The organism is Roseinatronobacter ekhonensis (assembly GCF_900499075.1).
GTDB lineage: Bacteria > Pseudomonadota > Alphaproteobacteria > Rhodobacterales > Rhodobacteraceae > Roseinatronobacter > Roseinatronobacter ekhonensis.
Genome location: NZ_UIHC01000065.1, coordinates 1 through 11,308, shown reverse-complemented (window position 1 = coordinate 11,308; position 11,308 = coordinate 1). Strand labels below are relative to the sequence as shown.

The window sequence follows — 11,308 nt, the reverse complement described above, 5'->3', positions numbered from 1 at the left end:
GAAATGGCGCAAACTCGATGGCCGGAACCGCCTGCCCGAGATCATCCAAGGGGTTGAGTTCCGCGACGGCCTCCGCCACGTTCAAGCCGCCGCCTGATCAGGCGTCACCAACTTCTGCGCATATCTCAAGCTGGTGCGCGCAGAGGCGGTGCGAACTCTCTATTTCGGACCACGAAAGGGGTCTCTTTGAGCAGCCGGTGCATTGACGTTACCGAAGCACTTTGGCTAAGTCGGACAAGCTATTTTGCAGCTTGAGGCCGAGCAATGAACGATACCGATGACGAGCCCAACATCGTAAGGTCCGGCAAGAGCAAGAGGATCGTCGTCGATGCGCTGCCATTCTTGATCGAAATCTTCCGCCTTGAAGGGGATAAGACTTGGACGCTGGAAGTTGTCGACAAGGATAACACTAGCCATGTCTGGGATGATCAATTCATTTCCGACACGGAAGCCCGCGACACGGCTGTCGCAGCGATCAACAGCGAGGGTGCGGTCACATTCATGCGTGGCGACAACGTGGTTCCATTTCGCCGCTAGTTTACTGTCCTGCGATCGATCCCCGGATGCAGCCTTTTCGTATTTCTCTGTATAGCCGCGTGATAACGGGCTCTGCTTGCTGGCTGTTCTGGTATGTTGCTCGATGCTTGTGCGACTCAAGACAAGGCGCTTTGCGGGGTTAAGGCGCAGACCAGAGGAGGGCGGTGTCCGAACCTTCTCGCGGCAATTCGTTAAATGGTCTGCGACGCGGGACATTGCTAGCGTTCTCTTGGACGCAATAAACTCGAATTTTCGTGAAGAAATTTCTCTAGATCTCAACCAAGGTTGAGGCGCTAGCAGATTAGATCACCTGTTGGAGGCCCTTATGACTTTTGAGATTGACCCGCTCGTTCCAGAACTCTGGTGCTCAGATTTTGAAGCATCGATGGAATTCTACACAGCCACCCTTGGTTTTGAAGTTGTGCAGCAACGGGGGAGCGACCCTCACGCCTATTTAGCATTTTGTGGTGCGCAGATCATGATTGCACATTGGGAGCTGGATGGAAATTGGGTGCCTTGGCTTCCCGATGACATGGCACGGCCCTTCGGGCGCGGGATGAACCTGCAGTTCATGGTGACTGACGTGGACGCTCTCTATCTAAGAGTCCTGTCGCAGCGCGTAGAACCGCTTGTCGAAATCTATGAAGATGAAATTTGGAAGACCAATTGCATGGACACACGCCGCCAGTTTTTGATCTCAGACCCTGATGGCTACGTGCTTCGCTTTGCTCAAAGCCTTAGGACGCGTCCAGTGAAGCCAGACGACGAACGAAAAATGAATGCCCAATATGGCGCGCAAGCAACCTGAGCACGTCGTAAATTATTGTGCGTCGAAAAAGGGTCCTGCTGCATTGGCGTTTTTAAAAAGGAGTTATCGACCGCGGTGCGGAAAGCTGGAGGTCCGCGCTCGTCGCGATCATCGTGTGCGGTGCAGCATCGGCCTGTTTCTGGTATTTGGCGGTCAGGTCTCACGGCCAATAGCCGACGGTGATGTGTTGTGCAGCTGAGGTCGGATCCGAGCCCGTTCTGACAAATGCTGCAGAATGCACGAACGGACACTTTCCGAATTCAGGTTTCAGTCGGCTCCGGAACTGTGCCGACGAGCGGCGAGGACTCTTCTTGTCGTTTCTCGCCCAGCATCAGCATCGCGGGGGTCAGGATGAGGGTGAGCAAAGTGGCGACCACCAGCCCGCCGACGATGGCGCTGGAAAGTTCGGTCCAGTATTGCGTGGACGGCGCGCCGAAGACGATCTCGCGGGTCAAGAAGTTGAGATTCGCCCCCAAGACCATCGGCATGAGGCCGAGTGCCGTCGTGATGGAAGTCAGCATGACGGGCCGCAGTCTTTGCGCGCCAGTGCGAAGGGCGGCCTCGCGTGGGGACATGCCTGATCGCTTCAGGTCGTTGTAGGTGTCGATCAGCACGATATTATTGTTCACCACGATCCCCGCCAGCGCGATGACCCCGATTCCGCCCATCACGACGCCGAAGGGGCGCCCAGTGATGATCAGGCCCAGCAGCACACCCGCTACCGAGAAGACGATGGCGCTCATCACCACAAAGGCCTGGTAGAAGCTGTTGAATTGCAGGACCAAGATGACAAGCATCAGGAAGATTGCCGCGGCAAAGGCGCCTCCCAGAAAGGCCATCGTTTCAGCCTGATCCTCGGCCTCGCCCGCGAAACTGTAGCTGACCCCGGCTGGCAGATCAGCCTTGTCGAGTGCGGCTTGCAACGCGGTGACCTGGTCGTTGACCAGAAGACCGGGTGCCACATTGGCCTCGACCGACACGACGCGGGCCTCGTCAATCCTGGTGATAGTGCCGGTGCGCTCGCTGGGTGCGAAGGTCACGAAGTTCGAGATCGGCACAAGTCCTGCATTGGTCGGCACCCGCAAGTTGCCCAGTTCGGACAGCGACCGTTCCTCTGCCGGGAAACGCACGCGGATATCCAGTTCGCCATCTGCGTCGCTCGGGCGGTAATCGGCCACGGCGATGCCTTGGGTCAGAAGCTGCACGGCTTGGCCCAGCAGACTGACATCGGCGCCATAGCGCGCGGCTTCAGCACGGTCGACGAGGATCGATACCTCGACGCCTGGAAGGGGGCGGGTGTCGGTCACATCGGTGAAGCCGCCGATGCGCTCCATGATGCCGAGCACCTGTTCGACAGCGTCGGCCTGAACGCCTGGATTGCGTGCGGTGATCTGAAGGTTGACTGGCTTGCCGCTGGTCGGGCCGCCGCTTTCGGTTTGCACCTGCACGTCGATCCCGGCGATGTTGGACACTTCTTCGCGGATGTCGGCTCCGATCTGCGCGGCGGTCCGGCGAGTGTCCCAGTCGATCAGCTCCAGTTGCAGCGTGCCAATGGTTTCCTCGTCGCCCTGTCCCGTGCTCATGGTCGAACGTGCATAGACCGTCGCGACCTCGTTGAAGCCCAGCAGCCGCTCCTCGACTTGGCGCACCAGCGCGTCGCGCTCGTAGATCGAGAAATTGTCACGCGCCCGGACCTGCACCTGCATGAATTCGGGCTCGACGGAGGGGAAGAATGTCACGCCCTTGCCGAGTTGACCGTAAAGGCCGAAGCCGCTCAGCAGCAGCGCCAGCGCCAATAGCGCGGTGGCGCCGGGTCGAAGTATTGCCCTTTCGAGAACGCGGACATAGGCACCAGTCATACCCCCGATGCGGCGCGGATCGCCGGTTTCGGCCTCGTGCAGCGCGCGCTTGGATTTCGCGTTCTGCGGCTGACGCTTTCCGATCAGGCCGCCCAGCACGGGAATGAAGATCAGCGCCATGAACAGCGACGCAAATAGCGTCAGGATGACGGTGATTGGCAGAAACTTCATGAACTCGCCGACCATTCCGGTCCAGAACAGCAACGGGAAGAATACAGAAAGCGTGGTCGCCGTGGACGCGATGATCGGCCAAGACATGCGCTTGGCTGCGAGGGCGTAGGCCTCGCGCGGGGTGGCCCCTTCCTGCAAGCGGCGGTCGGCCAATTCGGTGGTGACGATGGCCCCGTCCACCAGCATTCCGACCACCAGGATCAGCGAGAACAGCACGACAATGTTCATTGTGTAGTCCATCGCCCAGAGTGCAGTTACACCCGCGAGGAACGCGCCGGGTATCGCGAAACCGACCAGAATTGCCGAACGCACGCCCAAGGCGAAGATGATGACAATCATCACCAGGATCACGGCGGCAATCACGTTCGCCTCCAGGTCCGACAGCAGCGTTTCGACCTGTTCGGACTGGTCTTGAAGATACGTGACTTCGACGCTGTCGGGCCAGTCGGCGCGCAGTTCCTCCAGCGCGGCCTTTGCTCCAGCGACGGTGTCGATGATGTTCGCACCCGAGCGTTTCTTGACCTCCAGCGCCAGTGCGGGCTGGCCCTCGATCCGGGCGAAGCCAGTCGGGTCCTGGAACGTGCGGCGCACGGTTGCCACATCCTCGAAGGTCACGACCGCATTGCCGCGCACCTTCACAGGTATGTCCATCACGTCTTCGATGTCCTCGATCAGACCAGGCACCTTCAGAACGACTCGTCCTCCACCGGTCTCGATGGCCCCTGCGGCGATCAGGCGGTTGTTGCGCTGAAGCTGGCCGATCAATTCATCGAAGGACAGATTGTAGGTCTGGAACACTGTCGGGTCGATCAGAACCTCCAGGAACTCGTCGCGCGCCCCGCCTATATCGACCTCGAGCACGCCGGGCACACCCTCGATGGCCTCCTGCGCGTCATCAGCCAGGGCGTTCAGCGTGCGCTCGGGCACCGGACCCGACACGATGGCGGTAATGATCGGAAACAGCGCGGTGTTGATCTCGGTGATCGACAGATCGTAGGCGTCTTCGGGCAGATCGCCCTCGATCCGGTCGGCGGCCTCGCGCACCTTGTCAAGCGCCTCGTCGATGTCGCCGCCGGGGGTGAACTCAAGCTGGACGTTGGCATAGCCTTCGCCCGCGCTGCTGGTCATCTTTTCAAGCCCTGACAGCGCCGCGAATTCCGTCTCCATCGGCTCGATCAGCAAGCGTTCGGCGTCGGTGGGGCTGATCCCTTCCAGACCGGTTGAGACATAGACCAGAGGCAGCGGCACCTCGGGAGTGGACTCCTTCGGGATCGAGACGTAGGCGATGGCCCCCACGCTCAGGATCATCAGCAGAGCCATCATCACGACTCGGCTGCGGGAGAATGCGGCGTCGATAAGCGCATTCATTGGCCCGCCTCCCCAACGGTTGCGTCCGCAACAGGTGAGGGATCGACGGTCTCGCCCGCGTTCACGAAGCCCTGACCCACGGTGATGATCCGCGCCGTGGCATCCAAGCCGGTGACCCAGATGCCGTCAATTTCCGCGCGCACGATCTCGATCGGGTTGAAGGCGACGCGGTCCTCGGCGTCGACTGTCTTTACGCCCAAGCGCCCCTCAGGCGAAAGCGAGATGGTCGAGGGTTGCACGAAGTGCGCCTGCGCCTGACCCGTCGGGATCCGAATTTCTGCTGATATGCCTGCGGGGATCGCGCCGTCCTCGTTCGGCACGTCGATCTCGGCCAAGAAAGTGCGCGTCTCGGCATTGGCCGATGTGCCGACGAAGCTGACACGCCCCTCGCGCTCTTCACCGGTGATGAAATTGATCGTCGCGGTCTGGCCGTTCTCGATCCGGTTCAACGCCTGCTGCGGAACCTGAATGGCGACGGTCAAGGGGCGGTTGTCGACAATGCGGCCAACATCAGCGCCCGCCTGCACGAACTCGCCCGGGTCCAGCGTAAGTGTCTCGATCCGCCCTGCAAAGGGGGCGATGATCTCCAGCGATTCCCGGCTTTCCTCGGCGCCGGTCACGGCGGCCTCAGCGGATGCCAGGTCGGCGCGCGCTTCGCTGACGCGGTCTGCTGTGGCGACACCGCGCTCCAGAAGCTCCGATGCATTGTCAAATTCGCGTTGCGCGCGGGCCATTTGCTCGCGGGCGCGGGACAGGTCGGCCTCGGCGCGGGTCGTGGATAGTCGCGCGACTACGGTGCCTTCTTCGACATCCTCACCCTTTGACACCAGAACTTCGGCCACATCGCCCGACGCCTCTGCGCGAATCGACGTGTCTCGATCCGGCTGGGCCTGTCCCTCTGCCTGAAAGTAAAGCGTCACTGGCTGGACGGACGATTGCTCGACAGCCACGGCGACTGGGGCGATCCGCGTCTGGGGAGTCGCGACGCTTTTCGCGTCGTCTGAGGGCAGGATGTATCCGCTGCCCATCCAGCCTACGATCGCTATCACCAGCGCCCCCGCGATCCATGTCGCGCGTGACGCGCCCTTGTCGTCCCGAAAGGACAGTGTTCTGGACTCGTCTGTCATGTCATTGATCCTTGAGGCGGCGCGTCCGCTTGTTCATTGGCGTTATTGGATGGCGTCAGTCCAACCAGCATCCGGCGATGATCCTTGGGGCTCGACAGCAAGACGCTGCCCTGCGGCAAGCCCAGGAGCCTGTCGCAAATCGTCCCCTCTGCCTGCATCCGGTGGTCGAGATAACGAGCCGCCCGGTCCAGATCGCCCGAGGCCGCAATCGCGACCGCGTCTTCAAGGACCTGCCGCCGACCGTGCGACAGGCCAACGATCACCTCGGCCGTTAGTCGGGCATCGGCCACGTCAAACGTGCCGTCTGTGATGCCTTCGGCCACTAGGTCTTCCAGCACGGGCACTACCGCCCCGGCCGTGGCTTCGAAGATGCGACGATACAGAATGTCGTTGCCGGGCTTCGCGAGAACGTCGGTGAAAAAGCGCATCTCGGCGGTATTCTCAACTTTCCAGCGCACCGACCCCGCTATAAAGGCGTTCAGTTTGGCCAAGGCATCCCCGGAAGCGTCGCGGCAGGCGGTCTCCGCTAAGATGATTACCTGTTGGGTCATCCGGACGACGATGCCGGTCAGTAGATCCGCCTTGGCCGTGAAGTGGTGATAGAAACCGCCCTTTGAGATCCCGGCCGCCTCCAGCACGTCGGCAATCGTCACCGTGTCCCAACCGCGTTCCATGAACAGAGCTTGCGCCGCATTGAGGATCGCCTCACGGCGGTCTTCAGGTGCCAACCTTTTCCGAGCCGCCTTCACCCCAATCTTCACTTCCATGAGATAGAATCCAGATACAAACCGTCGGTCGGTATGTAGACGTGGTATTCAACATTAGCAACAGCGCATTTGCGACGCTCGGGAAACAGGACGCACAAGATCTTTTGAAATGTCGACGGTGGCCGATGGGCTTGACAAGGGATGGCTTTTTTCGCGGCTTTCGCAACAAACGGGTGAAGCGGACGTTAGTGCAACTGCACCATAAGCCCGATTTGACCGCACAGTCGTCGTCCGATGCTTTCGAATGCTGCAAATTCGACCAAAGTCTTCTTTGCGAAAGCTGCGGTGCGGCGAGATCTTCCACAATTAACTGCGGCAGCGGGGCTTCGATTTACAATCTACGCCATCCGCCGGTGTCTACTGATTTGCGGTGTCTCTGAATCCGCATCAACAACGCGCATGCACAATTTCGATGTGAACGTCTGCGCTTTATGCAGATCGGCAAGACAAGTAGCATGGTCGATCATTGTGCCGGCGCGCACGGCGTCCCCGCACCGGCAGCAATGATCCGTGATGTCCTGTGACCAATCCGCGAATACAGCCTTTTCGGATTTCTATGTGTAGCTGCTGAATCGGAAACGCGGCTTCCTTAGTCAGACAGACACAGCTTGTTGCCATCAAGGTCTCTCAAATAGGCCGAGAATTTCGGCCCACGCTGACCGGGCGCGCCCTCGCAGGTGCCGCCCAAGTCAAGGGCCAGGCCGTGCATCCTTTCAACGTCTTCTTTCGCCCCGACAGAAAAGCCAACCATCGTGCCATTCCCGTTGGTTGCTGGCGCCTCATTGAAGGGTATAGCGATTGCGAAGGCAAAGTCCTCGCCGAGCCAGTAGGTCATGCGGTCCGTGGGCGATATGGTCTGAAGTCCTGCGTCTGCAAAAAGTCCGTCGTAGAAGGCTTTCGATGCGCGGATGTCGTTGGTTCCGACGACGAAATAGTTCATTTTCATGGTTATCTCTCCGGTTGAATTGGTGGTTGAGCTGACTGCGTGGCGCGCGCTTACACTACGACGACATTGCCGCGCTTGTGACCCGTCTCCATGTGGCGGTGCGCTTCGATCAGGTCGGCCAAAGGGTAGACCCGGTCGATGACAGGGACCAGCTTGCCGTCCTCGATCATCCGGGTGAGTGTGCCGAGCATCGGGCGCAACACCTCCGGCTTGAGCATCCCGGTGGCTGAGAAACGAGCCTCGCGCGCACTTGCCACCGTCGTCCACAGCATCGCACTGAGCAAGCCGAGGCCTAGCACAGGGCAGATGTATCGGCCGTGCTGGGTCAGGCTGCGTTTCGCCTTGGCGAAGGACGAGACGCCGAGTGTATCATAGATCACGTCGTATCGTTCGGCTCCCTTGGTGAAGTCCTGCTGCGCGTAGTCGATGACCCTGCCAGCCCCGAGGGCGGCCACCATGTCAGCATTGCGGGCGCTGCAGGTGCCGGTGACCTCGGCTCCCATGGCGGCGGCGATCTGCACCGCCGCACTTCCGAGGCTGCCCGAGGCACCAAGGATCAGGACCGTCTGACCCGCGCGCAGTTCAGCCACCTCGCGCAAGAAGTTCAGCGAGGTCAGCGGCCCATCGCACATGACGGCAGCGTCCTCATGCGACAGTGCATCGGGCTTTTTCATCAGCACGCCAGACTCATCGAGGCAGATGTGGCTGGCATTTGCCCCGAATTTCAACCCCGCCTCGCCGAAGACGGCGTCGCCCACGGCAAACCGGCTAACATTATCGCCCACGGCGATCACCTCACCCGAGAGCCCGGTGCCCGACAGATTTTGACGCGGGCGACGTAGGCCAAGGAAAAGACGTGCAAAGCGAGGCTTCCCGGCCCGCATCATGCCGTCTGCGCGCGAGACAGCCGAAGCGCGGATGCGGATCAGGATCTCGGTGGGGCCAGGTGCCGGAATGGGCCGGGTCACCGGGTCAAGCACCTCGGGGGTGCCGTAGTGATTTATGCGCCATGCAGAAAGTGTTGCAGTCATGCTGGTTGCCTTTCGGTTCGGTTGCCCTGCATCTACCGAACCAATTTTATTCCGAACATTGCAGTTTATGCACCAGTGTGGTTCATATTCGTTCCAGATGGTGGATTGGAAATCTCTTCCGGCCTTTCTGGCCGTTGCGCGGGCGGGGTCGCTGCGCGGGGCTGCCGAACAATTGGACGGCACCCACGCGACCGTGCGCCGGCAGGTCGAGGGGCTAGAGGCGCAGCTGGGGGTCCAACTGTTCCGGCGTAGCGCAGGCGGGCTGGAACTGTCAGCGGCAGGCCGGAAGCTGCTGCCGCAGGCGCTGGATGCTGAAACGTCATTGCGACAGGGATTTAATGCGGTGCGCGGCCTCGACAGCGAGGCGGCGGGACGCATACGTCTGTCCGTCGATCCTATGACAGCGCATTTCCTGCTGGCGCCGGTCCTGGGCGAGTTCTTGTCGCTTTATCCCGATATCCACATCGACATGAACCTTTCCTACGCCATCGACTCGATCGAAAAGCTGGAGACGGACGTCTCAATCCGCCATGTGCGCGAGCTTTCCGGCGATGCGGTAGGGCGCAAGCTGTTCCCGCTCTCGATCGGGGTCTTTGCGGCGCGCGACTACATCGACAAGCATCTGCACGACGCCGGTCCACGCGGCGAAGGGCTGACCTGGATCGGCTACGGCGAAGTTCCCGAATTGCAGGCCATGATCGCGGCTTCGCCGTTTCCGCGCGCGACGGTGCGCCATACCATCCCAGACCCTGCGATGCACATGCATCTCGCCCGGGCCGGAGCGGGTATGTCTTTCCTCGCGGCCTGGGTGCAAAGCGCCTTTCGCGAACTTCAACGAGTGCCGGGAACCGAGCTCGACAAAAGCCGCTCGACCTGGGTGCTGATGCATGGCGATCTTCGCCGGGTGCAGCGGGTCAGGCTTTTCGTCGATTTCCTTTACGAGAGCCTGCTGGAGCGTCGCGCGGATTTCATCGGCGGCTGACACCAATCGAAGCCAAGCTGTCGGGCGGAAAACATGGCGTTTCACAGGCCTTGCAATGCAGCGAAGTGATCGCCCGGATAGCGACCAACGCCGTAGAGCTTTCCCAGAACTAACCATGGCCAACCAAAAATATGGCTTCCTTTATCAATTGTCGCATGAACTCGGGTCCCAGCGGCCCCTGATTTCCATATGACGTGCGGGAGGTCGCGTTTTCGATGGAATTCTGAAGGGCAGTAGCCGTGAAAGGTCAGTTGTGATACACAGCGGGATGCCTGAAAATCTTCACGACCTGCTGGAGGGCGATGATCCTGTCGCACTTCGGCGCATTGAGCAGGCTCTTCATTCCACGGAGCCTTCCAGCGAAACTGTCGATACGATCCTGAGCGCCTTGATCTGGCGACGCTGCACTGCTGGGAAGAACGGTATTTTAGGGGCGGTCATCAACTATGAATGTGCGGCGCGCATAAGCGTGCTTCCACGGCACCTTGAAAAGGTCGGAGCAGCACACGCTGCACAAGCCATGCGCGATATTCTTGAGGAGATCCCTCTTGAAGACAAGCAGATCGAAGGCGGTATCATCGACTGGGTGGATTCGAATCCTGATTTTGCCCGTCACGCGGGAGCATTGGACGAACGGATGGAAGACGTCGCATCCAAAGTTTGGGGCTTTATGCAAGAAAATCAGAGCGATCTGCCTGATTACGAAATACCCGACAAGCGCCAAGGTATGCTCAATACGCTCCTTTCTGGGTGGCAGTCCTTGTCGCGACAGAGGTTTTCGGCGGGTCGGTGAAGGCGTATTTATGCTGAGCGAACTCTGTTCGTTGCTTGAAAAGCTGTGTGCCAATGCCAGAATTTTCGCTCCGGAAATCTCGCGCTGGATTGCCCACTGGCTGATGACATGCACTGAGCGGCCTAGAATGATCTGCCTATGCTGTCTAAACTTGCTTCCTGTCGCAGCGGCGCAGCGGGCTGAGCGAGATGTCTAGAAAATAACCGAGGGCACTGCGGGCAAGCGATCGAAGCTCACCCGCTTTTTGGCCTACTTGCCCTTTTTCTCGCCCAGAGAGAGTGGTTTCGTCGCGCCTGAATTGGCCGTCGCCAAAATCTTGGGTTTCTCCTGTTTCGGTTTCTTAGCTTCTTTGTTGCCGCGTTTATTGTTGCCTTTTCCCATAACGACCTCACGGGTAGGAATACCGGTCCGGCGATATGCCGGACGGACCGCTCCTCAGGAAAATCACGGTTGCCTGATCGGTGTCAGGGCAATGACTTTAGTGAGTTGTGCGCAGCGTCCCAACCGGGCTCGCCGCACCATGGTGAAATATGTTTTCGCTGACGCGCTATCAAGGCATGAAACTCGGCGGCATTCGAATTTTTCAAGTTTCGCCTTCCGTCAGCACCGTGTTTTTTTGAGAGCTCACTTTGCGGCATGATAAACGAATGATAGTACTGTCGAACGTGCCGACGCGGCATCAAATCGCTTGACGAGTGTCAGAATTGGGCCGGACAATTTGCGTAAGCTTGGAACAGAACGTCGCGCTGCTGTGGGCCTGATTGCCGCTGGTGCCGTTCGTTAATTGCCTGGGAGAAACGCGCGAAAGTTGGTGATGCCCTGAGGGGCGGCATATCATGGCGGTGTTCAGACGCCGTCAATTCTCAGTCGAGAAAGGGATATGCCACATGCCAGAGACTACCATCACTGAACTGCCCGA

The 11,308-nt window shown here is 59.6% G+C and carries 9 protein-coding genes; 4 read left to right on the top strand and 5 right to left on the bottom strand.

Going from position 1 to position 11,308, the window contains the following annotated elements; translation table 11 throughout:
• Positions 1–264: 264 nt before the first annotated feature.
• Together ROE7235_RS17280 and ROE7235_RS17275 are read left to right on the top strand one after the other, a co-directional pair.
• On the top strand, positions 265–537 hold the full coding sequence (locus ROE7235_RS17280) for a hypothetical protein (RefSeq protein WP_121096860.1): 273 nt from the start codon (positions 265–267) through the stop codon (positions 535–537).
• A gap of 325 nt (positions 538–862) precedes the next feature.
• Positions 863–1,345 carry a VOC family protein gene (locus ROE7235_RS17275; RefSeq protein ID WP_121096858.1) on the top strand — a complete coding sequence of 161 codons (483 nt, stop codon included), beginning with the start codon at positions 863–865 and terminating at the stop codon, positions 1,343–1,345.
• Positions 1,346–1,605: 260 nt separating this feature from the next.
• Here the strand turns inward: ROE7235_RS17275 and ROE7235_RS17270 are convergent, their stop codons facing one another.
• The 5 genes from ROE7235_RS17270 to ROE7235_RS17250 form a co-directional block, all read right to left on the bottom strand.
• A complete protein-coding gene (locus tag ROE7235_RS17270) occupies positions 1,606–4,743 on the bottom strand; it encodes an efflux RND transporter permease subunit (protein ID WP_121096856.1) in 3,138 nt (1,045 codons plus the stop codon).
• Positions 4,740–5,870 carry an efflux RND transporter periplasmic adaptor subunit gene (locus tag ROE7235_RS17265; RefSeq protein ID WP_121096854.1) on the bottom strand — a complete coding sequence of 377 codons (1,131 nt, stop codon included), beginning with the start codon at positions 5,868–5,870 and terminating at the stop codon, positions 4,740–4,742. The genes ROE7235_RS17270 and ROE7235_RS17265 overlap by 4 nt, the downstream gene beginning before the upstream one ends.
• Positions 5,867–6,637 carry a TetR/AcrR family transcriptional regulator gene (locus ROE7235_RS17260; RefSeq protein WP_245964013.1) on the bottom strand — a complete coding sequence of 257 codons (771 nt, stop codon included), beginning with the start codon at positions 6,635–6,637 and terminating at the stop codon, positions 5,867–5,869. The genes ROE7235_RS17265 and ROE7235_RS17260 overlap by 4 nt, the downstream gene beginning before the upstream one ends.
• A 589-nt stretch (positions 6,638–7,226) precedes the next feature.
• Positions 7,227–7,583 carry a VOC family protein gene (locus ROE7235_RS17255; RefSeq protein WP_121096852.1) on the bottom strand — a complete coding sequence of 119 codons (357 nt, stop codon included), beginning with the start codon at positions 7,581–7,583 and terminating at the stop codon, positions 7,227–7,229.
• Between the two features lie 50 nt (positions 7,584–7,633).
• Entirely contained in the window at positions 7,634–8,614 is a 981-nt protein-coding gene (locus ROE7235_RS17250) for an NAD(P)-dependent alcohol dehydrogenase (protein WP_121096849.1), read from the bottom strand.
• A gap of 67 nt (positions 8,615–8,681) precedes the next feature.
• Between ROE7235_RS17250 and ROE7235_RS17245 the strand changes: the two genes are divergently transcribed.
• Both ROE7235_RS17245 and ROE7235_RS17240 read left to right on the top strand, forming a co-directional pair.
• Entirely contained in the window at positions 8,682–9,596 is a 915-nt protein-coding gene (locus ROE7235_RS17245) for a LysR family transcriptional regulator (protein ID WP_306418883.1), read from the top strand.
• A gap of 268 nt (positions 9,597–9,864) precedes the next feature.
• On the top strand, positions 9,865–10,389 hold the full coding sequence (locus ROE7235_RS17240) for a hypothetical protein (RefSeq protein WP_121096845.1): 525 nt from the start codon (positions 9,865–9,867) through the stop codon (positions 10,387–10,389).
• Positions 10,390–11,308 lie beyond the last annotated feature (919 nt).